Origin of the sequence: Streptomyces zaomyceticus, assembly GCF_014656215.1 — a bacterium.
Lineage (GTDB): Bacteria > Actinomycetota > Actinomycetes > Streptomycetales > Streptomycetaceae > Streptomyces > Streptomyces zaomyceticus.
Genome location: NZ_BNBZ01000001.1, coordinates 471,864 through 495,039, shown reverse-complemented (window position 1 = coordinate 495,039; position 23,176 = coordinate 471,864). Strand labels below are relative to the sequence as shown.

The following is a 23,176-nucleotide window of genomic DNA, read 5'->3' as shown; positions in this document are numbered from 1 at the left end:
CATGCGCACCACACGCCATCTGCTCGCGGGGCTCGCCCTCACCGCGGGCCTCCTCACGGGGGCGGTACCGGCCACCGCCGCCCCCACCCCCGCCGCACCCCCGGGCACGGCCGTGCCGGCCGCCGCGGCGTCGTCCTACACCTGGAAGAACGTGCGCGTCGACGGCGGCGGCTTCGTCCCCGGCATCGTCTTCAACCGGACCGAGAAGAACCTCGTCTACGCCCGCACCGACATCGGCGGCGCCTACCGCTGGAACCAGGCCGCCTCCACCTGGACCCCGCTGCTCGACTCCGTCGACTGGGACCACTGGGGCCACACCGGAGTCGTCGGTCTCGCCTCCGACGGCGTCGACCCCGACAAGGTGTACGCGGCGGTCGGCACGTACACCAACGACTGGGACCCCGGAAACGGCGCCGTCCTGCGCTCCGCCGACCGCGGCGCCACCTGGCAGCGCACCGACCTCCCCTTCAAGCTCGGCGGCAACATGCCCGGCCGCGGCATGGGCGAGCGCCTCGCCGTCGACCCGCACCGGAACAGCGTCCTCTACCTCGGCACCCCCAGCGGCAACGGCCTCTGGCGCTCCACCGACTCCGGCGTCACCTGGTCGAAGGTCACCTCCTTCACCAACCCCGGCGGCCATCAGCAGGACCCCACCGACACCAGCGGCTACAACTCCGACCAGCAGGGCATCGTCTGGGTCACCTTCGACGAGTCCACCGGGACCGCCGGCAGCGCCACGAGCACCCTCTACGTCGGCGTCGGCGACAAGCAGAACGCCGTCTACCGGTCCACCGACGCCGGCGCCACCTGGACCCGGCTCCCCGGCCAGCCCACCGGGTACCTCGCCCACAAGGGCGTCCTCGACGCGGAGAACGGCTACCTCTACCTCGCGTACAGCGACACGGCCGGCCCGTACGACGGCGCCAAGGGGCAGGTCTGGCGGTACGCCACCGCCACCGGCACCTGGACGGACATCAGCCCCGTCGCCGAGGCCGACACCTACTACGGCTTCAGCGGCCTGACCGTCGACCGCCGGCGCCCCGGCACCGTCATGGTCTCCGGCTACAGCTCCTGGTTCCCCGACACCCAGATCTTCCGCTCCACCGACAGCGGCGCCGGCTGGACCAGGGCCTGGGACTACACCTCGTACCCGAACCGGTCCAACCGCTACACCATGGACGTCTCCTCCGTGCCCTGGCTGACCTGGGGCGCCGACCCCGCCCCGCCCGAGCAGACCCCGAAGCTCGGCTGGATGACCGAGGCCCTGGAGATCGACCCCTTCGACTCGAACCGCATGATGTACGGCACCGGCGCCACCGTGTACGGCACGCAGGACCTCGGCAAGTGGGACACGGGCACGCCCTTCACCATCCGGCCCATGGTCCAGGGCCTGGAGGAGACCGCCGTCCTCGACCTGGCCTCCCCGCCCTCCGGGGCCCCGCTGATCAGCGCCCTCGGCGACATCGGCGGCTTCCGGCACACGGACCTCACCAAGGTCCCCTCGATGATGTTCACCGGCCCCCACTTCACCTCCACCACCAGCGTCGACTTCGCCGAGACCAAGCCCGGCACCGTCGTACGCGCCGGGAACCTCGACGGCGGTCCTCGCGTCGCCTTCTCCACCGACAACGGCGCCGACTGGAGTGCCGGACAGGAACCCCCGGGCGTCACCGGCGGCGGCACGGTCGCCGCCGCGGCCGACGGCACCCGGTTCGTCTGGAGCCCGGACGGCACGGGCGTCCACACCGGCACCGGCGGCGCCTGGACGGCCTCCACCGGTGTCCCGGCCGGGGCGACCGTCGAGTCCGACCGCGTCGACCCGCTCACCTTCTACGCCTTCGCCTCCGGCACCTTCTACGCCAGTACGGACGGCGGAGCGAGCTTCACCGCCCGCGCCACCGGCCTTCCCGCCAAGGGCAACGTCCGCTTCAAGGCCGTCCCCGGCCGGAAGGGCGACATCTGGCTCTCCGGCGGCGCCCCCGACGCCACCTACGGGCTCTGGCACTCGACCGACGGCGGAGCCACCTTCACCCGGGTCTCCGGCGTCGAGCAGGCCGACACCGTCGGCTTCGGCAAGGCCGCCCCGGGAGCCGCGTACCCCGCCCTCTACACGAGCGCGAAGATCGGCGGAGTCCGCGGCGTCTTCCGCTCCACCGACGCGGGCACGAGCTGGGTCCGGGTCAACGACGACGCCCACCAGTGGGGCTGGACCGGCGGCGCGATCACCGGCGATCCCCGGGTCTACGGCCGGGTGTACGTCTCCACCAACGGCCGCGGCATCATCTACGGCGACACGAGCGAGACCGGGGGCGGTGACGGCGGCGGTACCACCGAGCCGCCCGCGCCCACCGGTGCCTGCAAGGTCGCGTACAAGGTGACCAACCAGTGGCAGGGCGGCTTCCAGGCCGACGTCACCCTCACCAACACCTCCACCACCGCCTGGACCGGCTGGAGCCTCGGCTGGGACTATCCGGCCGGCCAGCGCGTCGACCGGATGTGGAACGCGACCCCCGCCCGGACGGGCACCGCCGTCACCGCCCGGAACGCCGACTGGAACGGCGCCGTCGCCGCCGGGGCCTCCGCCTCCTTCGGCTTCACCGGCACCTGGACGGGCACCAACCCCGTACCGGCCGCCTTCACCCTCGGAGGTGCGACATGCTCCGCCGCCTGATCACCGCCGCCGCCCTCCTCGCCGCGGTCCTCACCTCCGCCACCACCCCCGCCTCCGCGGCCGACACCCCGCTGCGGGACCTCGCGGCGGCCCGGGGGATCTACCTCGGCACCGCCGTCACCGGGGGGAAACTCACCGGGGGGTACGGGGACCTCGCCGGGGCCCAGTTCGGCTCCCTCACCCCCGGCAACGAGATGAAGTGGGACGCCGTGGAGCCCGCCCGGGGCACCCACGACTGGACCGGCGCCGACCGGGTCGTCGCCTTCGCCGAGGCCCACGGCCAGCGGGTGCGCGGCCACACCCTCGTCTGGCACAGCCAGCTCCCCGGCTGGCTCACCGGCGGCAGCTGGACCGCCGCCGAGCTGCGCACCCTCATGACCGACCACATCACCGCGGAGGCCGGCCGTTACAAGGGCCGCATCGACCACTGGGACGTCGTCAACGAACCCCTGAACGAGGACGGGACCCTGCGCCCCTCCCTCTGGGGCGCGGCCCTCGGCGAGTCGTACATCGCGGACGCCTTCCGCGCGGCACGCGCCGCCGACCCGGCCGCGAAGCTCTACCTGAACGACTACTCGACCGACGCCGTCGGCGCGAAGAGCGACGGCATGTACGCCCTGGTGAAGCGGCTCCTCGCGCAGGGGGTCCCGGTCGACGGGGTCGGCTTCCAGGCCCATCTCGTCCTCGGCCAGGTCCCCGCCTCCCTGGAGGCCAACCTGCGCCGCTTCGCCGAACTCGGTGTGGACGTGGCGATCACCGAGCTGGACATCCGGATGACCCTGCCCGCGACCGACGCCAAGCTCGCGCAGCAGAGGGCGGACTACGCCGCCGTCCTGCGCGCCTGCCTCGCCGTCACCCGCTGCGCGGGCGTCACCGTCTGGGGCTTCACCGACTCCGACTCGTGGATCCCGGACTTCTTCCCGGGCCAGGGCGCGGCGACTCCGTACGACGAGAACCTCGCGCCCAAGCCCGCCCACGCCGGAATCGCCGAGACGCTCGCCCCGGTGACCCCACCGGCCCCGGGTGTGTGCTCCGTCACATATGCGGTCAGCAGCCAGTGGACGGGCGGTTTCACGGCCCAGGTCACCCTCCGGAACACCGGCGCGGCCGCGCTGAACGGCTGGACCGTGCGCTGGACCCAGCCGGCCGGCCAGCGGGTCACCCAGGCGTGGAACGCGGCGGTCACCCAGACCGGGGCGGAGGTGACGGCCTCGCACCTCCCGTACAACGCCACCGTCCCGCCGGGCGGCACGGTCGCCTTCGGCTTCAACGGCGCCTGGTCGGGCACCAACCCGCCCCCGGCGGCCCTCACCTGCGCCACCGGCATTTAGCCCGGAACTCCGCCCCGCACTCGGTCCGGTGCGGGGGACCGGCGCGTGGGTCCGAGCGCGGAAACGACTCAGGCCCCGGTTCTTTCGAACCGGGGCCTGAGCCATTGGGGTGAGTAACGGGACTTGAACCCGCGACATCCTGGACCACAACCAGGTGCTCTGCCAGCTGAGCTATACCCACCATGCCCGGCGGTTTTCCCGAAGGTTTCCCCGACCGGCCGAGAAGAAGTCTACAGGGTTCTGGAGGGTGCTCGCGCCCCCATTGATCGGGGGCGCGAGCAGGCCCTACGCGAAGGGGTTCATTCGGCCGGTACGACGTGCCGGGCCGCGATCCGCTTCGCGGTCTCCGAGTCCGGGCCGGGCTGCGGGACGAAGACCGCCTCGCGGTAGTAGCGCAGCTCCGCGATGGATTCACGGATGTCGGCGAGCGCCCGGTGGTTGCCGTTCTTCTCCGGACTGTTGAAGTACGCCCTCGGGTACCAGCGGCGGGCCAGCTCCTTGACCGAGGAGACATCGACGATCCGGTAGTGCAGGTGGCTCTCCAGGGCGGCCATGTCCCGGGCGAGGAAGCCGCGGTCCGTGGAGACCGAGTTCCCGCACAGGGGTGCCTTGCCGGGCTCCTTGACGTGCTCGCGGATGTACGCGAGGACCTGGGCCTCCGCGTCGGCGAGCGTGGTGCCGTCGGCGAGCGCGTCGAGCAGCCCCGAGGACGTGTGCATCTGGCGCACGATCTCGGGCATGGTCTCCAGGGCCGCGTCCGGCGGGCGGATCACGATGTCCACCCCGTCGCCGAGCACGTTCAGTTCCGAGTCGGTGACCAGTGCGGCCACCTCGATGAGTGCGTCGTCCGTCAGCGAGAGCCCGGTCATCTCGCAGTCGATCCACACCATGCGATCGTTCATGCGTCCACCTTAGGGGCTCTTCCCCCCACCCGAGCGGGTCGAGCGCCCCGAGCAGCCCTGAGGGCGCCCGGGGGAGGTCTCCCCGGGCGCCCTCAGGTCCTGCGATGCGCGGCTTGTGGCCGCGCGGCTCTACGGCGCGCTGCGCTGGCCCGGGAACGACGGGCGTCCCGGAGCGTAGACGTCGGACTGCGGCTTCCCCTGGTCCAGCGGGGACGGCGGACGCCGGATGCCGGCCGAGACCTGCGCCGGCACGACCGCGTCGAGCACCGCCGTGCCGACCTCGCCCTGCGGCCGCCTGGCGCGGTACGCCGCCCGGTAGGCGGCCGGCGAGGAGCCGAGCTGCCGCCGGAAGTGGCCGCGCAGTGCCACCGGGGAGCGGAAGCCGCACCGGCCCGCGACCTCGTCGACCGAGTAGTCGGAGGTCTCGAGCAGCCGCTGTGCCTGGAGCACCCGCTGGGTGATCAGCCACTGGAGGGGGGCCGATCCGGTCAGCGAGCGGAACCGGCGGTCGAAGGTCCGCCGTGACATGTACGCGCGGGCGGCGAGGGTCTCCACGTCGAACTGCTCGTGGAGGTGCTCCAGCGCCCAGGCGACGACCTCGGCCAGCGGGTCGGCGCCGATCTCTTCAGGTAAAGACCTGTCGAGGTAGCGCTCCTGACCGCCGCTGCGCCGCGGCGGGACGACCAGGCGGCGCGCCAGGGCGCCCGCGGCCTCCGTGCCGTGGTCGGTCCGCACGATGTGCAGACACAGATCGATTCCGGCCGCCGTGCCCGCGGAGGTCAGTACGTCCCCGTCGTCGACGAAGAGCTCCCGGGGGTCCACATGGACCGATGGGTAGCGCTTGGCGAGCGTCGGCGCGTACATCCAGTGCGTGGTCGCCGGGCGGCCGTCGAGCAGACCGGCCGCGGCGAGGACGAACGCCCCGGTGCACAGGCCGACGATGCGCGCGCCCTCCTCGTGGGCGCGGCGCAGCGCCTCGAGCGCCTCCGGCGGCGGCGGCGAGGTGATCGACCGCCAGGCCGGGACGACGACGGTGCCCGCGCGGCTGATGGCCTCCAGGCCGTACGGCGCGGTCAGTTCGAGCCCACCGGTGGTCCGCAGTGGGCCGTCCTCGCCGGCGCAGACGAGCAGTCTGTAGCGGGGCACCCCGGCGTCCTGCCGGTCGATGCCGAAAACGGAGAGCGGGATGGAGCTCTCGAAGATGGGGCCGCCACTGAACAGCAGCACCGCGACGACTTCGCGACGGCGGCGCCCGGTCAGTTTCCGTGCGGCCTCCGGTGCGGCGGAGTCCTGGCTCATGACGCTAAGCCCCCCTCGGTGTTCGCGTCTCCCTGGTCGTGTCGCTCCTGCACGTTTCCCCTCGGTTTTGCACGAGACCCCAGTCTTCGGTACCCATGATCGAATCTACTGTGTCCTGTGGCGCCGGCGTGACAAGTTCTCCATCCGGTGGATTGTCGACAAGGCCACTTGGCGCGAAGCGATCGATCGCGAAGTCTTCCGTCCGGCGGTCGCCGGGGGAAGGGCCGGTGGGGCGAACGCCCCCGTACGCGGGGGGTGCGAGCCTTTGTGGCGGGGGATTTCCGGGTGCCGGCGCCGGGGTTGGGCAACCGTTCCGCCAAGGACTCGCCGACAGATGGAAGTTGGCTGAAAACATATGGGTTCGCGTGTACGAACCTGTCAACTCCGCGGGGGGCGGGACCGAAGGGCGCCCCGATTGGGGGCGGTTTGTACCCGGCTACGTCCTCAGTAGCGACGCCTGCCGCGGGCGACCTCGCCGCGGAGGCCTCTTTCCGAGCGGCGCAACAGCACCCGACAGGCCGCCGTCACCGAGATGAGGCCGAGCGCGGTCCCGGCGGCGCCGCCGAGCGAGGTGCCGTAGGCGACCAGGACCACCGGGACCAGCACGCAGCAGAAGGCCGCCCAGCGGACGACGTCGCCGGCCTGCTCCGCCGCACCGGCGCCCGGCGCCACGCCCCTCGCTCCCGGCGCGGTTCCCGGAGCCGCGTCCGTGCGGGCGGCCGAGGAGAGGACGGGAGCCCGGCGGCGGCCGCGGGGGACGGCGAGCGTGGCGGTGGGGGCGGTGGAGGAGGTCTGGCCGGCGGCGGTCGATGGTGCGGGCACGGGCGGTCTCCCTGCGACGGTGGGCTGGACCTGTGGCAACGAGAAGCGGAACGTTCCGGTCACTCTGGGCGACGTCCGTTTGGCCCCCGTACGGACGCCTGTAGGGCACAACCGGCATTGCCAGATCCCGAGCCCCTGTTGCATGCTCCCTGGAACGCCGCGCGCGAGCGGCACGCACGTCGGGGAGTGGTACGGCGGGCTCTGGGCAGGAGAGGAGTGTCGCCGTACCCTTGGGGGTATGGGCTTGGGAAGATGATTCCCGGACACAGCTCCGCCGCCACCCGTCGTTCCGTCCCCTCCGCTCCCGTCCCTTCCCACGAGGACTCTCTTCGCCGAGACACCGATGGCCGGTCACGAATTCCCCGAACCCGCGGACCGCAAGCGCGTCGCCGACTCCACGGTCGACCCCCTCGCGGTCGAACAGCCACGTCATGCCTGCGACCCGGCCTTCCGGCACGGGGTCGTCGTCGGCTTCGACGGATCCACGTCCAGTGAGCGCGCGCTCGCGTACGCCATCGGCATGGCCAGGCGCTCCGGCTCGGGCCTGATCATCGTGCACGTGGCCAACCGGCTGCCCACCACGGTGTGGGCCGGCTGCGAGCCCCCCGTCTTCGTCGACGTGCCCGACCACCGCACCGAGGTCCTCGGTCTGGAGCTGGCCTGCGCCGAGCACCTCTCCGAAGTGCCCTGGATCCTCGTCGAGCGCGGTGGCGACATCTGTCACGAGCTGGAGGAGGTCGGCCGCGAGTACTCGGCCGACGCGATCGTGGTCGGCTCCACGCACGGAATCGTCGGGCGGATCTTCGGCTCGGTGGCCGGCCGCCTCGCGCGCCGCGCCCAGCGGCCCGTGATCGTCATCCCGTAGCACTTCCGGACATCGCCTCCGGGCACCCTTCCCGAAGGCCACCCCTGGCCCCTCTCCCGGACATCGCTTGCCGACGTCCCTTCCCGACGCCGCCGGCATCCCTTCCGGCACCGCCGGTACCCCTTCCCGACGCCGCCGACGTCACGGACGCCCCGTCAGGCCTCACCTTCAACTGTCGTTATCCAGACATAAATTAGGCCTTCCACAGGTGAATTGTGCGCTTGTGAAGGGTACATAAAGGTCACCGGATCACAGCAGCTCACGCAGCACACCTGCGCATCTGAAGGGAGCCCGCCGTGGACAACGAAGTCGCCGCGGGAAACACCACTTCCACTCTCGGCAACCTCGCACTCGGACTGACCCTGCTGGCCTTCGGCCTGGGCGGTACGGGTGCCATCGACAACGTCGCGGCAGCGGATGCCGCGGGCCTCGCCACCTGGGTCGGCGGGGTGACGCTCTTCCTCGTCGGCCTGCTCGCCCTGCGCGCGGGCGACAAGGGAGAGGGCACGGCGTTCGCGGCGCTCGGCGCCTTCTGGTTCACCTGGGGGACCGCCGTCGGCGGCGGGGCCACGGCCGATGCCGTGGGCGTCTTCCTGCTTCTGTGGGCGCTCCTGGCACTCACGCTGACGCTGGCCGCCAAGGGTGGCGGACTGTTCGGGCAGGGCGTGTACGGGCTGCTGTTCGTCGCGCTGCTGCTGCTCGGCATCGGGGCGCTCGCCGACAACGGCGGGCTCGCGAAGGCCGGCGGCTGGGTGGCGGCCGTCGCCGGTCTGGTCGCCTGGTACGGCGCCACGGCCGCGGTGGCCGGCTGGCCGACCGCGCTCGGCCGGGCGAACCGCAGCGCGGCCGCGGCGAGCTGACGGAGCGGCGCTCCGGAGGAGAACCGAGCCCTGAAAAGAAGCGGCCCCCCGTGCACCTGGGATGCACGGGGGGCCGCTTCGTGTCCGGTCGACCGCCGGGGGACAGGCCCGGCGGCGCGGCTCGGGGGGACAGGCCCCGAGGTCGCTGCTACTCGACCGTGACGGACTTGGCCAGGTTGCGCGGCTTGTCGATGTCGCGGCCCATGGCGAGCGCCGTGTGGTAGGCGAGGAGCTGGAGCGGGATACCCATCAGGATCGGGTCCAGCTCGTCCTCGTTCTTCGGCACGACGATGGTGTGGTCGGCCTTCGCCTGCGGCTGGTGCGCGACCGCGAGGATGCGGCCGCTGCGGGCCTTGATCTCCTCGAGGGCGGCGCGGTTCTTCTCCAGCAGGTCGTCGTCGGGGACGATCGCGACCGTCGGCAGGGCCGGCTCGATGAGGGCCAGCGGGCCGTGCTTCAGCTCGGAGGCCGGGTAGGCCTCGGCGTGGATGTAGGAGATCTCCTTGAGCTTCAGGGAGGCCTCGAGGGCGACGGGGTAGCCCCGGACGCGGCCGATGAACATCATCGACTGGGCGCCGGCGTACTCCGCGGCGATCTTCTTGATCTCGTCCTCGGTCTCGAGGATCTCCTGGATCTGCGCGGGCAGCTTGCGCAGGCCCTCGATGATCCGCTTGCCGTCGGTGACGGACAGGTCGCGGATGCGGCCCAGGTGCAGGGCGAGCAGCGCGAAGGCGGTGACCGTGTTGGTGAAGCACTTGGTGGAGACGACGCAGACCTCGGGGCCGGCGTGGACGTACACGCCGCCGTCGGCCTCGCGGGCGATGGCGGAGCCGACCACGTTGACCACGCCGAGGACGCGGGCGCCCTTGCGCTTGAGCTCCTGGACGGCGGCCAGCACGTCGTAGGTCTCACCGGACTGGGAGACGGCGATGTAGAGGGTGTCGGGGTCCACGACCGGGTTGCGGTAGCGGAACTCCGAGGCCGGCTCGGCGTCGGCGGGGATGCGGGCCATGGACTCGATGAGTCCGGCGCCGATGAGGCCGGCGTGGTACGAGGTGCCGCAGCCGAGGATCTTGATGCGGCGGATGGTGCGGGCCTCGCGCGGGTCCAGGTTCAGGCCGCCCAGGTGCACGGTGGAGAAGCGGTCGTCGATGCGGCCGCGCAGCACGCGGTCGACCGCGTCGGGCTGCTCGGAGATCTCCTTGTGCATGAAGGTGTCGTGGCCGCCCATGTCGTACGAGGCGGCCTCCCACTCCACGGTCTCCGGGGTGGCGGTGGTGGTCGCGCCCGAGGTCGTGTAGGTGCGGAAGTCGTCGGCCTTGAGGGTGGCCATCTCGCCGTCGTCGAGGGTGACGACCTGGCGGGTGTGGGCGATCAGGGCGGCGACGTCGGAGGCGACGAGCATCTCCTTCTCGCCGATGCCGAGGATGACCGGCGAGCCGTTGCGGGCCACGACGATGCGGTCGTTGAAGTCGGCGTGCATCACGGCGATGCCGTAGGTGCCCTCGATGACCTTGAGCGCCTCGCGGACCTTCTCCTCCAGGCTCTCGGCCTGGGAGCGGGCGATGAGGTGGGTGATGACCTCGGTGTCCGTCTCGGAGGCGAAGACGACGCCGTCGGCCTCCAGCTTGGCGCGGAGCTCCTGGGCGTTGTCGACGATGCCGTTGTGGACGACGGCGACCTTGTTCTCGGGGTCCATGTGCGGGTGCGAGTTGATGTCGCTCGGCGCGCCGTGGGTGGCCCAGCGGGTGTGGGCGATGCCGGTGGTACCGGTGAAGCGCTTGGGCACACGGGCTTCCAGGTCGCGGACGCGACCCTTGGCCTTCACCATCTTCAGGCCGGAGGCCTTCGGGCTGGTGACGACCATGCCGGCCGAGTCGTATCCCCGGTACTCGAGTCGCGCCAGGCCCTCAAGGAGCAGGGGGGCGACGTCGCGCTTTCCGATGTATCCGACAATTCCGCACATAAAGGTGAAACCCCTCCAGGTCAGTGGATGTACTCGGCCGTCCGGGCGGTCCGGTGTGCCTCAGCCGTAGACGATGCGGCGCAGTTGCCGGAGCGAGAGCTCCGGCGGCGCCACGGCCCGGTGCGGCAGTTCCGTCGAGATCCGTTCGAAGATCTCGGCGTTCACGGCCCCGCCGGACTGCAGTTCGCGGTGGCGGCGGCGGACGAACTCCTCGGTCGTCTCGTCGAAGTACGCCAGCACGTCGAGCACCACCCGGGCGGCCTCACCGCGCTGGAGCGCGGTGCTGCGGACCAGGTGGTCGATGAGGTCGTCGTGCGACGGGCGGCGTTCGAGCACCCGTGAATACTGAGGGGTCCTGCTCGCCTTCCGCAAGAATCCTGCCCGATATCGGGCAGGCGGGTCGGGATTCGCCCTCACGAAGAGGGGCTTGGTCCAGACCTTGACCGAACGGAGTGGTGGCGGTACGCATGGTGACGGTTCGGATATAGAACTCGACAGACGCGTCCAACGCCTGAAGGGGACCAAGCCTGTGAGACAGCGCCGAACGATTCCGCGCCTGATCGGATCCCTGCTCCTGGTGGCCGCCGCCGGTGTCGGCTGCGGCGAGGCCGCCGCCCTCGGCACCCGGGACGACAAGAGCGGCGACGGCAGGGCCGCCGCCGAGCCCGAGGTCCGCCCGCTCGGCCGCATCGTGCCCGTACCCGCCTCCGTCGCCCCCGGGGGCGAGCCCTACACCCTCACCCGCGCCACCCGCATCGGCGTGGACCCGGCCGACCACGAGAGCCGGGAGCTCGGCCGCTACCTCGCCGGGCTGCTCCGCCCCGCCACCGGCTTCGCACTGCCCGTCGTCGACGACGTCGCCGCCCGCGGCGGCATCCGGCTCCGCCTCAGCCCCGACGACACCGCGCTCGGGGACGAGGGCTACCGGCTCCGCTCCACGCCCGAGGGCCTCACCCTCACCGCCCGCGCGCACGCCGGCCTCTTCCGCGGCGTCCAGACCCTGCGCCAGCAGCTGCCCTCCGCCGTCGAGCGCAAGAGCGTCCAGAACGGCCCCTGGAAGGTCGCGGGCGGCACGATCACCGACACCCCGCGCTACGGCTACCGGGGCGCCATGCTCGACGTCGCCCGCCACTTCTTCACCGTCGACGAGGTGAAGCGGTACATCGACCAGCTCGCGCTCTACAAGGTCAACACCCTGCATCTGCACCTCTCCGACGACCAGGGCTGGCGCATCGCCGTCGACTCCTGGCCACGGCTCACCACCTACGGCGGCACCACCGAGGTGGGCGGCGGCCCCGGCGGCTTCTACACCAAGGACGAGTACACGGAGATCGTCCGGTACGCCGCCTCCCGCTACCAGGAGGTGATCCCGGAGATCGACATGCCGGGCCACACCAACGCGGCCCTCGCCTCCTACGCCGAACTCAACTGCGACGGCGTCGCCCCGCCCCTCTACACCGGCATCAAGGTCGGCTTCAGCTCGCTGTGCGTGCCGAAGCCCGTCACCTACGACTTCGTCGACGACGTGATCCGGGAGATCGCCGCGCTCACCCCCGGCCGCTATCTCCACATCGGCGGCGACGAGGCGCACTCCACCAGCCACGCGGACTACGTGGCCTTCATGGACAAGGTGCAGCCGGTCGTCGCGAAGTACGGCAAGAAGGTCGTCGGCTGGCACCAGCTCACCGGCACCACCCCCGCGCAGGGCGCCCTCGTCCAGTACTGGGGCCTCGACCGCACCCCCGCCGCAGAGAAGGAGCGGGTCGCCGCGGCGGCCCGCGCCGGCGCGGGCCTGATCCTCTCGCCCGCCGACCGCACGTACCTCGACATGAAGTACACCAAGGACACCCCGCTCGGCCTCGCCTGGGCCGGCTACGTCGAGGTGCGGCGGTCGTACGACTGGAATCCGGCCACCTATCTGCCGGGGGCGCCGGAGAGCGCCGTCCGGGGCGTCGAGGCGCCCCTCTGGACGGAGACCCTGGCCACCACGGACGACCTCGACGTGATGGCCTTCCCGCGCCTGCCGGGCGTGGCGGAGCTGGGCTGGTCGCCGGCGTCCAGCCACGACTGGGAGACGTACAAGGTACGGCTGGCGGAACAGGCGCCGCGCTTCGACGCCTTGGGCATCGACTACTACCGCTCGCCCCAGGTGCCGTGGCCGGCCGCGAAGTGAGCCACGCGTAGCCGGCCGGGCCGGACAGGGATGCGAGCCCTGGCGGGGGACCGTCCCCGCCAGGGCTCGCATCGGTCCGGGGTTACCTGAACCGCGCGATCGGGTTCACCAGGTCGCCGACCAGCTGGAGGGCCGCCGACGGGTCCGACAGGTCGACCATCTGCCGGTTGTTGCGGAGCTGGAGGCGGTTGAGGGCCGACAGCGCGAAGGTCTCCGCGAACATGTCGTACTGGGCGAACCGGTCCGACAGCTCCGGCTTCGACTCCTCGTAGCCCCGCACGCACTCCGCGACCGTCCGCCAGAAGTCGTCCTCGTCGAGGACGCCCTCCGTCGCGAGCGCCGACGCCAGGAAGCGGAAGAAGCAGTCGAAGACGTCCGTGAAGACCGAGAGGAGCTTCATGTCCTCGGGGATGTCCGCCCGGACCCGCTCCACCGCCGGCGGGAGCACCGCCGCCGGGTCCATGACGACGATCTCCTCGGCGATGTCCTTGAAGATCGCCCGGTCGACCGTGCCGTGCTCGTCGAGGACCAGGATCACGTTCTCGCCGTGCGGCATGAACGCCAGGTCGTAGGCGTAGAAGCTGTGCAGCACCGGCAGCAGGTAGGCGTCCAGGTACCGGCGGAGCCAGACCGCGGCCTCCAGGCCGGACTCCTTGATCAGCGCGCCCGCGAAGGACGCGCCGGTGTGGTCCACGTGGACCAGGGAGGCCATCGTCGCGAGCCGCTCGCCCTCGGCGAGGGTCGGCACCGGGGACTCGCGCCAGAGCGCCGCCAGCATCTTGCGGTACGGCGAGTAGCGGTCGGTCGCGGCCTCGTACTCCAGGTGCCGGTAGCCGACGGCCGCCCGCTCGCGGATGATCGAGAAGCGGGCCTCCTTGAAGACGGAGTCCGACTCGATCAGGCCGTGCAGCCAGTCGTTGATGGCCGGCGTGGCCTCCATGTACGCGGCCGACAGGCCCCGCATGAAGCCCATGTTGAGCACCGAGAGCGCCGTCTTGACGTAGTGCTTGGCCGGGTCCGAGGTGTTGAAGAAGGTGCGGATCGACTGCTGGGCCAGATAGGCGTCGTCGCCCTCGCCCAGGTACACCAGACGCTGCTGTGCGACCTCGGCCGCGAAGGTGACCGAGAGCTTGTTCCACCACTGCCAGGGGTGGACCGGCATCAGGAGGTAGTCCGCCAGGTCCAGGCCGCGGGTGGCGAGGGTCGCGGCGAAGCCGTCCACCGCGGCGTCGCCGAGCTCGGCGCGGACGAAGGCCTCGTAGTCGATGCCCGCGCCGGCGGTGAAGGTGGTGCGGTCGCGCCGCGCCGCCAGCCAGATCAGGTGGATCTCGCTCGCGGCCTCGGGGGCGTACGCGCGGAACTCGTCGACACCGAAGCCGAGCCGGCCGTTGTTGGCGACGAAGCAGGGGTGGCCCTCGGTCATCCCGGTCTCGATGGCCTGGAAGCCGGCCCGGGCCAGTTCGGCGGAGGTGACGGGCGGCTTGGTGGCCTTGAAGGCCGTGCCGGCGAGGGTGGAGGAGATCTCCTCCAGGTAGACCGGCAGGACCTCGTCGCTCAGGCCGAGGGCGCCGCGCAGTTCGGTGATGAACTGGAGCGCGTCGAGCGGGAGCTGCTCGTCGCCGCGGTGGCGGCTGATCGACTCGGGGTAGACCTGCCAGTGGTCGAGGGCGTACCGGTCCGCGGTGAAGCGGTACTCGGTGGCACCGTCGTCGGAGAGGACCCGGTAGCGGCTCTCGCCCAGCTCCTTGGGGTCGAGGAGCCGCTCGTGGACGAACTCGGCGAGGCCCTTGCGGATCAGGGCGCGGTTGGCGTCGGCCCAGAGCTCGGGGGTGAGGTGGGCGACGGGGTCGACGCGGGCGGTGGTGTTCACGCGGCGACTCCCACGGCGGCCTCGAACTGCTCCCGGGTGCAGAAGCTCAGCAGGGCCTTCTTCTCCGGCTTCTGGATCTCCCGCTCGGGGACGAAGCCGACGGCCTCGTTGAGCGCGTGGACGGCCTTGTTGGACACGTCGGGCTCGACGACCACGCGGGCGGTCGCCGGGTCGGCGAACAGCTCGGCCATCACGGCGGTGATCACCTTGCGGGTGAAGCCGTGCACCGGGGTGTCGGTCGGGGCGACGAGGAAGTGCATGCCGACGTCGCCCGGCCGCGGGTCGTAGAGGCCGACCAGCTCCAGGTGGGCCGGGTCGTAGCGCTCCATGAGGATCGCGGGCGTCCCGTCGACCAGGCCGATGAAGGCCTCGTGGTGCGGGTTCTCGGCGAAGGCCGTGTACTCGCGCACGACGTCCTCCCGGGTCGCGTCCTGCATCATCCAGAAGGCGGCCTTGGGGTGGGTGACCCAGGCGTGGAGCAGCTCCGCGTCCTTGAGGGGATCGAGCGGGCGGAAGCGGACGGTCATGCGGCGAACTCCTGGAAGGCGATGGTCTTCTCGACGGGGTAGTACTCGTAGCCCAGCATCGCCCCGATGATGTACGCGTTGCGGTACGCCCCCATGCCGAGGTCGGGCGAGGTGATCGAGTGGGTGTGCACGGAGGCGTTCTGCAGGAAGACCCCGCGGCCCGTCGTGTCGATCGCGTAGTTGCGGGCCACGTCGAAGCGGCCCTGGCCGTCCCGGTTGAGGCGGTCGGTGACCGGCTCCAGGAAGGCGGGGGCGGTGTACCGGTACCCGGTGGCGAGGATCAGGCCCTCGGTGTCCAGGGTGAAGTCCTTCTCCTGCTCCTCCTGGCGGAAGCCCAGGGTGTACGTGCCGGTCGACTCCTCGTACGCGGCGCTGTGCAGCGCGGAGTTGGTGAGGAGCCGGGTGGGCACGGGGCCGTTCAGGTTCTTCTGGTAGAGCAGGTCGAAGATGGCGTCGATCAGCTCGCCGTCGATGCCCTTGAAGAGACCCTTCTGCTCGGTCTCCAGGCGGTAGCGGGTCTTCTCGGGCAGTGCGTGGAAGTAGTCCACGTACTCCGGGGAGGTCATCTCCAGGGTGAGCTTGGTGTACTCCAGCGGGAAGAAGCGCGGGGAGCGGGTCACCCAGTTCAGCCGGTAGCCGTGGACGTCGATCTCGGCGAGGAGGTCGTAGTAGATCTCGGCGGCGCTCTGGCCGCTGCCGACCAGGGTGATCGACTTCTTCTTCTGGAGCTCCGCCTTGTTCGGGAGGTAGCGCGAGTTGTGGATCAGGTCGCCGCCGAGGTCCCGGCAGCTCTCCGGGACGTAGGCCGGCGTGCCGGTGCCGAGGACGATCCGGCGCGAGCGGAACGTTTCACCGGCCTCGGTGGTCACCGCGTACAGCTCGGTGGTCTCGTCGAAGGTCACCGAGGCGACCGTGGTCGAGAAGCGGATCGACGAGAGGCGCCCGGCGGCCCAGCGGCAGTAGTCGTTGTACTCGGTCCGCAGCGGGTAGAAGTTCTCGCGGATGTAGAACGAGTACAGCCGGCCCTTGTCCTTCAGGTAGTTGAGGAAGGAGTACGGCGAGGTCGGGTCGGCCATCGTGACCAGGTCCGACATGAACGGGGTCTGCAGGTGGGCGCCTTCGAGGAACATCCCCGAGTGCCACTCGAAGTCGGGCTTCGACTCCAGGAAGAGGCCGTTCAGCTCCTCGATCGGCTCGGTCAGGCAGGCGAGTCCGAGGTTGAACGGACCGAGTCCGATGCCGATGAAGTCGTGGATCTCGGTCGTCTCAGGCGTGGACAAGGGTCTCTCCCAGGTACTGCTCGGCGTGGCCGGCGATCAGATCGAGGACGGCGGCGATGTCGGCCGCGGTGGTCTCGGGGTTGAGCAGGGTGAACTTGAGGTACTGGCGGCCGTCGACCTTGGTCCCGGCGACGACGGCCTCGCCGGAGGCGAACAGGGCCTTGCGGGCGTGCAGGTTGGCCCGGTCGATGTCCTCGGGGGACGTGACGCCCTCCGGGACGTAGCGGTAGACGAGGGTGGAGAGCTGCGGCTCGACCACGACGTCGTAGCGCGGGTCGGCGGCGAGCAGGGCGAAGCCCTCGGCGGCCAGGTCGCAGACCTCGTCGAAGAGCCCGCCGACACCGTCGGCGCCCATCACGCGCAGGGTCATCCACAGCTTGAGCGCGTCGAAGCGGCGGGTGGTCTGCAGGGACTTGTCGACCTGGTTGGGGATCTGCTCGGCGACGGTCCGGGCCGGGTTGAGGTAGTCCGCGTGGTAGGTCGCGTGGCGCAGGGTCGCCCCGTCGCGGACCAGGATCGCGGAGGAGCTCACCGGCTGGAAGAAGGACTTGTGGAAGTCGACGGTGACCGAGTCGGCCCGCTCGATGCCGTCCAGGAGCCGGCGGCGGGTCGGCGAGGCGAGCAGTCCGCAGCCGTAGGCGGCGTCCACGTGCATCCAGGCGCCGTACTCCTCGGCCAGGGCGGCGATCTCGGGCAGCGGGTCGATGGAGCCGAAGTCGGTGGTGCCGGCGGTGGCGACGATCGCCATCGGGACGAGGCCCTCGGCGCGGCAGGCCGCGAGTTCGGCGGCGAGGACGACGGACTGCATCCGCTTGTCGCGGTCGACCGGGATGGAGATGACGGCGTCCATGCCGAGGCCGAGGAGCTTCGCCGACTTCTGGACGCTGAAGTGGCTGCACTCGGACGAGAAGATCCGGAGCCTGGACAGGTCGGTGCTCTTCGCCTCTTCGCGGGCCAGGAGCAGGGCCTGGAGGTTGGACTGCGAACCGCCGCTGGTGAACACGCCGTCGGCGGCGGGGCCGAAGCCGATGCGGCCGTTGGTCCAGTCGACGAGCTTGCGCTCGATGAGGGTGCCGCCCGCGCTCTGGTCCCAGGTGTCGAGCGAGGAGTTGACCGCCGAGAGGACGGCCTCGCCGAGGACGGCGGGGATGACCACCGGGCAGTTGAGGTGGCCCAGGTAGCGGGGGTGGTGGAAGTAGACCGCGTCGCGGAGGTAGACGCTCTCCAGCTCGTCGAGGGCGGCGGAGGAGTCACCGAGCGGCTTGTCGAGGTCGACGGCGTCGATGACGGGCGCGAGCTCGGCGGGGGTCACACCGGTGAACGGACCTCGCGTCGTGGCGAGTTTGTCCGCCACCCGCTCGACTCCTTCGATGACGGAGCGCCGGTAGCTCTCCGCCGTGGCGTCGTTGAGCAGGTGAGAGCGCATGGTGGGGGGCCTCCCGGTACGGGGCTCGGTCGCGCCCTCCGGACAGGAAAGGGGCGAGGGGCGACGCGGTGAAAACAAGGTTAGCCTAACCTAACTTTTCATCGCAACGCCCCTCACCCCCCATGAGGTACGGCAGTTGGTGTGCGTACCGCCCGGAGTGTCCGGATCGCCGGTGTGTGATCTCGGCTACGCGTCGTCCTGCGTCTCGTCCGGAACCTCGCGCAGCGCGTCCTCGGAGAGCCCCTTGCGCCAGTAGCCGACGAACGTCACCCGGCGGCGGTCGAGTTCGCGGTCCCGTACGAAGTGACGGCGCAGCGCCTTCACGGCACCGGACTCGCCCGCGATCCAGACGTACGGTGCCTCGCCGGGCAGTTCGACCCCGCGCACCGCGTCCACGGCGGACGGCGCCCCCTCCTCCCGCACGAGCCAGGTGACCGTCGCGTCGGCCCGTGTGGCGAGCTCCGTGCGGTCGCCGGAGTACGGCACCTCCAGGAACACCTGCGCGCGCGTGTCGGCCGGCAGCCACTCCAGGATCGCCGAGGCGGCCGGAAGGGCCGTCTCGTCCGCCCAGATCAGGACGGAGTCGGCGTCCTCGGGCAGCCGGAAGCGGACGCCGGTGTTGTCGGCGATCGCCGGGCCGAGCACCACCACGCGGTCGCCCGGCGTCGCGCGCCCGGCCCAGCGGCAGGCGGGGCCGCCGTCCTCGTGGATCGCGAAGTCGATGTCGACGGCGTTCTCCGAGTGCTCCGGCTCGGTGCGCTGCTCGCGGACGGTGTACGAGCGCATGACCGCCCGCTCGTCGTCGGGCATCGCGCGCCAGGCGCCGAGGATCGCGTACATGTCCGGCTCGTCCAACGGCGGCAGGACGGGCGCCTCCTGGCCGGGGTGCGGCAGGAAGAGGGAGAGCGACTGGTCGCGGCCGCCGGCGGCGAAGTTCTTCAGCTCGTCCCCCCCGGTGAAGGTGATGCGGACCAGGGACGGACCGAGCCGCCGCGTCCGGTCCACCCGCAGGTGGAAGAACTGGAAGGGGGCGGTCTCGGGGTTCGTCATGAAAACATAGGTTAGCCTAACCTCATAAACACAGGTAAGGGGGGAGGGCCCGTCATCCCCCTCGGGGTGACGGACCCTCCGTTCGAGCAGCGCCGGGCCGGGCCGGTTCGGCTCAGGCCTTGAGGCCCAGCTCCCGGGCGATCAGCATCCGCTGGACCTCGCTCGTGCCCTCGCCGATCTCCAGGATCTTCGAGTCGCGCCACATCCGGGCCACCGGGTACTCGTTCATGAAGCCGTAGCCGCCGTGGATCTGGGTCGCCTCACGGGCGTTGTCCACGGCCACCGTGGAGGAGTACAGCTTCGCGATCGCCGCCTCCTTCTTGAACGGCTCGCCCAGCACCAGCCGCGAAGCGGCGTCCCGCCAGCCGATCCGGGCCATGTGCGCCCGCATCTCCATGTCCGCGATCTTGAACTGGATCGCCTGGTTGTCGCCGATCGGACGGCCGAAGGCGTGACGCTCCTTCGCGTACTTCACCGACTCGTCGACACAGCCCTGCGCCAGACCCGTCGCGAGCGCCGCGATCGCGACCCGGCCCTCGTCCAGGATCCGCAGGAACTGCGCGTATCCGCGGCCCTCCTCGCCGAGCAGGTTCCCCACCGGGACCCGGACGTCGTCGAAGGACAGCTCCCGGGTGTCCGAGGCGTTCCAGCCGACCTTCGAGTACGGGGCGGCGACGGTGAAACCGGGCGTGCCGGAGGGGACGATGATCGAGGAGATCAGCGGACGGCCGTCGGGCTTGCGGCCGGTGACCGCCGTGACCGTCACCAGACCCGTGATGTCCGTACCGGAGTTGGTGATGAAGCACTTCGAACCGTTGATGACCCAGTCGTCGCCGTCCCGCACCGCCGTCGTACGGGTCCCGCCCGCGTCCGAACCGGCACCCGGCTCGGTCAGACCGAAGGCGCCCAGCAGTTCGCCGGCACAGAGCCGCGGCAGCCACTCGGTCTTCTGCTCGTCCGTACCGAAGAGGTACACGGGCATCGCGCCCAGCGAGACGCCCGCCTCCAGGGTGATCGCGACGGAGGAGTCGACCCGGGCCAGCTCCTCGAGCGCGATGCCGAGCGCCAGGTAGTCGCCGCCCATGCCGCCGTACTCCTCGGGGAACGGCAGCCCGAACAGGCCCATACGGCCCATCTCACGGACGATCTCGTAGGGGAACTCGTGCCGCTCGTAGTAGTCGCCGATCTTCGGCGCCACGACGTCGTGGGCGAACGCCTCGACGGTACGGCGGAGTTCCTCGTGCTCTGCGGAGAGCCGGTGGTCGAGGGACATGGGAATCGTCACTCCTTGTGGGAGAGGGCGCGGACGGTACGGGAAGGGCTGGGTCGGCCCAGCTGTTCGGCCATCCACACGCTTGTGGCGGTGAGGGCGGCCAGATCGACCCCGGTCTCGATGCCGAGACCGTCGAGCATCCACACGAGATCCTCGGTGGCGAGATTTCCGGTCGCGCTCTTCGCGTACGGGCAGCCGCCGAGGCCGCCGGCGGAGGCGTCGACGGTGGTCACTCCGTGGCGCAGGGCGGCCAGCGTGTTGGACAGGGCCTGGCCGTAGGTGTCGTGGAAGTGCACGGCGAGACGGGAGTCGGGGACGCCGGCCTCGTTCAGCGCCGTCAGCAGCGCCGCGACATGACCGGGGGTGGCGACCCCGATGGTGTCCCCGAGACTCAGCTCGTCGCAGCCCATCTCGGCCAGGGCCTTGGTGACCCGGACGACCTGCTCGACCGGCACGGCGCCCTCCCAGGGGTCGCCGAAGCACATCGACAGATAGCCGCGGACCTTGAGCCCGGCCTCTATGGCCCGGGTGACGGTCGGCGCGAACATTGCGAGCGCCTCGTCGACGGTCCGGTTCAGATTGGCCTTCGCGAAGGACTCGGTCGCCGAGGCGAACACGGCGACCTCACGGGCCCCGAGCGCCAGCGCGCGGTCGAGACCGCGCTCGTTCGGCACGAGCACCGGGAGCCGCACCGGCAGATCGCGGACCAGCGGGAACAGCTCCTCCGCGTCCGCCAGCTGGGGCACCCACTTGGGGTGCACGAAGCTGGTCGCCTCGATCGTGCCCAGCCCGGCGGCGGCGAGCCGCCGGACGAACTCGGCCTTCACGTCGGTCGGGACGGCCGTCTTCTCGTTCTGCAGCCCGTCCCGGGCGCCGACCTCGTGGATCCGTACCCGGGCGGGGAGGGAGGGGTCCCTCACGGTCATCGGCAGGCTCACGCGTCCTCCTCCTCACGCGGCGTCACCACGGCCAGGATCTGGTCCATGGCGACGGTCGAACCCGGCGTGACGTCCAGCTCGGTGACGGTGCCGGCGTGCGGGGCGGAGATGACGTGCTCCATCTTCATCGCCTCGACGACCAGCAGGCTCTGCCCCGCCTCGACCTCGTCCCCGACGGCCACCTTGACGACCGTCACGGTCCCGGGCATCGGCGCGGCGAGCGTGTCCGCCCCACCGTGCCGCGCACCGCTGAGCGCGGCGGCGACGGGATCGTGGTCCATGACGTGCCAGGAGTCCCCGTCCCGGCCGAGCCAGCCGCCGGCGCGGTGGAAGCGGTGCGCGATCCCGTCCACGGTGACCGTCACGGACGTGTCCGTGACCCGGGCGCCGGCCGGCGCCTCGACCATGACGGGTTCGAGTCCCGGTACCCGTACGGGGAAGGGGAGCGGGGCGGGACGGCCGCCCATCCGCCAGGCGCTCGGCACCGAGAACGGGTCCGTCCAGCCCTCCCGGGGCACCGGGGCCAGCCCGGCGAGCCGGACGGCGGCGGCCGCCGCGTACACCTCCGGCGGGACCTCGTCCGGGACCAGGCTGTCGGCGTCCCGTTCCACCAGGCCCGTGTCCAGGGCCCCCGCCACCACGTCCTCGTGCGCCAGGAGCCGGCGCAGGAAGCCCGCGTTCGTCGGGACGCCCAGGGTGACGGTGTCCGCCAGGGCCGCGCGAAGGCGGCGGAGGGCCGTCGGGCGGTCCGGGGCGTGGACGATGACCTTCGACAGCATCGGGTCGTACAGGGAGGAGACCTCCGTGCCCTGCGAGAGGCCCGAGTCCGTGCGGACTCCGTCGCCCGCGGGCTCGCTGAGCGCCAGGACCGTGCCGCCCGAGGGGAGGAAGCCCCGGGAGGGGTCCTCCGCGCAGATGCGGGCCTCGATCGCCCAGCCGGTGAGGGTGATGTCCTCCTGGCGGAACGGGAGCGGCTCGCCGGCCGCCACCCGCAGCTGCCACTCCACCAGGTCCACGCCCGTGATCAGCTCCGTGACCGGATGCTCGACCTGGAGGCGGGTGTTCATCTCCATGAAGTAGTACGAGGAGGGGTCGCCGCCCGGGACGATGAACTCGACCGTGCCCGCGCCGACATACCCGCAGGAGCGCGCCGCCTCGACGGCCGCCGCGCCCATCGCCGCCCGGATCTCTGGGGTCAGCAGGACGCTCGGCGCCTCCTCGATGATCTTCTGGTGGCGCCGCTGGAGGGAGCACTCGCGCTCGCCCAGGTGGATCACGTTCCCGTGGGCGTCGGCGAGGACCTGGATCTCGATGTGCCGCGGGCGGTCGATCCACCGCTCCACGAGCAGGGTGTCGTCGCCGAAGGAGGAACGGGCCTCGCGGCGGGCCGCCGCGATCTCGTCGGTCAGCGTCGACAGGTCGCGCACCAGGCGCATGCCCTTGCCGCCGCCGCCCGCCGAGGGCTTGAGCAGGACCGGGGCGCCCAGTTCGCGGGCCGCCGCCTCCAGTTCGGGGTCGGCGGCGCCCGGGACGACCGGGACCCCCGCGGCCCGCACGGTCTTCTTCGCCGTGATCTTGTCGCCCATCAGGGAGATCGCGGAGGCGGAGGGGCCGATGAAGACCAGGCCCGCGTCCGCGCACGCCTGGGCGAAGCCCGCGTTCTCGGCGAGGAAGCCGTAGCCGGGGTGGACGGCCTGCGCGCCGGTGCGGGCCGCGGCGTCGAGCAGCGCCGGTACGGACAGGTACGACTCGGCGGCCGGCGGCGGGCCGATCCGTACGGCGGTGTCCGCCTCCCGTACGTGCCGGGCGTCGGCGTCCGCGTCGCTGTACACGGCCACCGAGCGCACGCCCATCGCCCGCAGGGTGCGGATGACGCGAACGGCGATCTCGCCCCGGTTGGCCACGAGGACGGTGTCGAACATG

General features: G+C 71.4%; 18 protein-coding genes and 1 tRNA gene. 5 read left to right on the top strand and 14 right to left on the bottom strand.

The genetic code is table 11. The features are described 5' to 3' along the window. The first annotated feature begins 1 nt into the window (after nt 1). Nucleotides 2-2,671: a cellulose binding domain-containing protein gene (locus IE311_RS02125; protein WP_189829753.1), complete on the top strand. Its 2,670-nt coding sequence runs from the start codon at nt 2-4 to the stop codon at nt 2,669-2,671. Then, nucleotides 2,656-4,002: an endo-1,4-beta-xylanase gene (locus IE311_RS02120; protein ID WP_189829752.1), complete on the top strand. Its 1,347-nt coding sequence runs from the start codon at nt 2,656-2,658 to the stop codon at nt 4,000-4,002. Before IE311_RS02125 ends, IE311_RS02120 begins: the two co-directional genes overlap by 16 nt. Before the next feature lie 105 nt (nt 4,003-4,107). On the opposite strand, the gene IE311_RS02115 is transcribed toward IE311_RS02120, so the two are convergent. The 4 genes from IE311_RS02115 to IE311_RS37275 all read right to left on the bottom strand — a co-directional run bounded on the left by IE311_RS02115 (nt 4,108) and on the right by IE311_RS37275 (nt 7,025). Next, nucleotides 4,108-4,183: transfer RNA gene (locus tag IE311_RS02115), tRNA-His, on the bottom strand. A 118-nt stretch (nt 4,184-4,301) separates the two neighbouring features. Further along, entirely contained in the window at nt 4,302-4,904 is a 603-nt protein-coding gene (gene orn / locus IE311_RS02110; RefSeq protein WP_189829751.1) for an oligoribonuclease, read from the bottom strand. 129 nt (nt 4,905-5,033) lie between these two features. Continuing rightward, the gene (locus tag IE311_RS02105) at nt 5,034-6,203 is read right to left on the bottom strand and encodes a helix-turn-helix domain-containing protein (RefSeq protein WP_189829750.1); all 1,170 of its coding nucleotides are present in this window, start codon (nt 6,201-6,203) and stop codon (nt 5,034-5,036) included. A 444-nt stretch (nt 6,204-6,647) separates the two neighbouring features. After that, a complete protein-coding gene (locus tag IE311_RS37275; RefSeq protein WP_373313724.1) occupies nt 6,648-7,025 on the bottom strand; it encodes a hypothetical protein in 378 nt (125 codons plus the stop codon). 343 nt (nt 7,026-7,368) lie between these two features. On the opposite strand from IE311_RS37275, the gene IE311_RS02095 reads away from it, so the two are divergent. Together IE311_RS02095 and IE311_RS02090 are read left to right on the top strand one after the other, a co-directional pair. Further along, nucleotides 7,369-7,890 carry a universal stress protein gene (locus IE311_RS02095; protein ID WP_015033782.1) on the top strand — a complete coding sequence of 174 codons (522 nt, stop codon included), beginning with the start codon at nt 7,369-7,371 and terminating at the stop codon, nt 7,888-7,890. A 296-nt stretch (nt 7,891-8,186) separates the two neighbouring features. Beyond that, nucleotides 8,187-8,750 carry a GPR1/FUN34/YaaH family transporter gene (locus IE311_RS02090; protein WP_189829749.1) on the top strand — a complete coding sequence of 188 codons (564 nt, stop codon included), beginning with the start codon at nt 8,187-8,189 and terminating at the stop codon, nt 8,748-8,750. Nucleotides 8,751-8,898: 148 nt separating this feature from the next. Here the strand turns inward: IE311_RS02090 and glmS are convergent, their stop codons facing one another. Together glmS and IE311_RS02080 are read right to left on the bottom strand one after the other, a co-directional pair. After that, nucleotides 8,899-10,716: a glutamine--fructose-6-phosphate transaminase (isomerizing) gene (gene glmS, locus IE311_RS02085; protein WP_189829748.1), complete on the bottom strand. Its 1,818-nt coding sequence runs from the start codon at nt 10,714-10,716 to the stop codon at nt 8,899-8,901. A gap of 60 nt (nt 10,717-10,776) precedes the next feature. Continuing rightward, nucleotides 10,777-11,052, bottom strand: coding sequence for a hypothetical protein (locus IE311_RS02080; RefSeq protein WP_189829747.1), 276 nt, complete (start codon nt 11,050-11,052; stop codon nt 10,777-10,779). Between the two features lie 193 nt (nt 11,053-11,245). Between IE311_RS02080 and IE311_RS02075 the strand changes: the two genes are divergently transcribed. Then, on the top strand, nt 11,246-12,889 hold the full coding sequence (locus IE311_RS02075) for a beta-N-acetylhexosaminidase (RefSeq protein ID WP_189829746.1): 1,644 nt from the start codon (nt 11,246-11,248) through the stop codon (nt 12,887-12,889). A gap of 82 nt (nt 12,890-12,971) precedes the next feature. On the opposite strand, the gene IE311_RS02070 is transcribed toward IE311_RS02075, so the two are convergent. The 8 genes from IE311_RS02070 to IE311_RS02035 all read right to left on the bottom strand — a co-directional run bounded on the left by IE311_RS02070 (nt 12,972) and on the right by IE311_RS02035 (nt 23,175). After that, complete coding sequence (locus IE311_RS02070; RefSeq protein ID WP_189829745.1) at nt 12,972-14,759, bottom strand: IucA/IucC family protein; 1,788 nt, start codon at nt 14,757-14,759, stop codon at nt 12,972-12,974. After that, the gene (locus IE311_RS02065) at nt 14,756-15,286 is read right to left on the bottom strand and encodes a GNAT family N-acetyltransferase (protein ID WP_189829744.1); all 531 of its coding nucleotides are present in this window, start codon (nt 15,284-15,286) and stop codon (nt 14,756-14,758) included. Before IE311_RS02065 ends, IE311_RS02070 begins: the two co-directional genes overlap by 4 nt. Beyond that, the gene (locus tag IE311_RS02060; protein ID WP_189829743.1) at nt 15,283-16,566 is read right to left on the bottom strand and encodes a lysine N(6)-hydroxylase/L-ornithine N(5)-oxygenase family protein; all 1,284 of its coding nucleotides are present in this window, start codon (nt 16,564-16,566) and stop codon (nt 15,283-15,285) included. The genes IE311_RS02065 and IE311_RS02060 overlap by 4 nt, the downstream gene beginning before the upstream one ends. Continuing rightward, nucleotides 16,553-17,992: a pyridoxal phosphate-dependent decarboxylase family protein gene (locus IE311_RS02055; protein ID WP_189829742.1), complete on the bottom strand. Its 1,440-nt coding sequence runs from the start codon at nt 17,990-17,992 to the stop codon at nt 16,553-16,555. The genes IE311_RS02060 and IE311_RS02055 overlap by 14 nt, the downstream gene beginning before the upstream one ends. Before the next feature lie 186 nt (nt 17,993-18,178). After that, nucleotides 18,179-19,042 carry a siderophore-interacting protein gene (locus IE311_RS02050; protein WP_189829741.1) on the bottom strand — a complete coding sequence of 288 codons (864 nt, stop codon included), beginning with the start codon at nt 19,040-19,042 and terminating at the stop codon, nt 18,179-18,181. A gap of 112 nt (nt 19,043-19,154) precedes the next feature. Then, nucleotides 19,155-20,315, bottom strand: coding sequence for an acyl-CoA dehydrogenase family protein (locus IE311_RS02045; protein ID WP_189829740.1), 1,161 nt, complete (start codon nt 20,313-20,315; stop codon nt 19,155-19,157). A gap of 8 nt (nt 20,316-20,323) precedes the next feature. Next, nucleotides 20,324-21,253, bottom strand: coding sequence for a hydroxymethylglutaryl-CoA lyase (locus tag IE311_RS02040; protein WP_229901661.1), 930 nt, complete (start codon nt 21,251-21,253; stop codon nt 20,324-20,326). Next, nucleotides 21,250-23,175, bottom strand: coding sequence for an acetyl/propionyl/methylcrotonyl-CoA carboxylase subunit alpha (locus IE311_RS02035; RefSeq protein WP_189829739.1), 1,926 nt, complete (start codon nt 23,173-23,175; stop codon nt 21,250-21,252). The genes IE311_RS02040 and IE311_RS02035 overlap by 4 nt, the downstream gene beginning before the upstream one ends. Between the last annotated feature and the right edge of the window lies 1 nt (nt 23,176).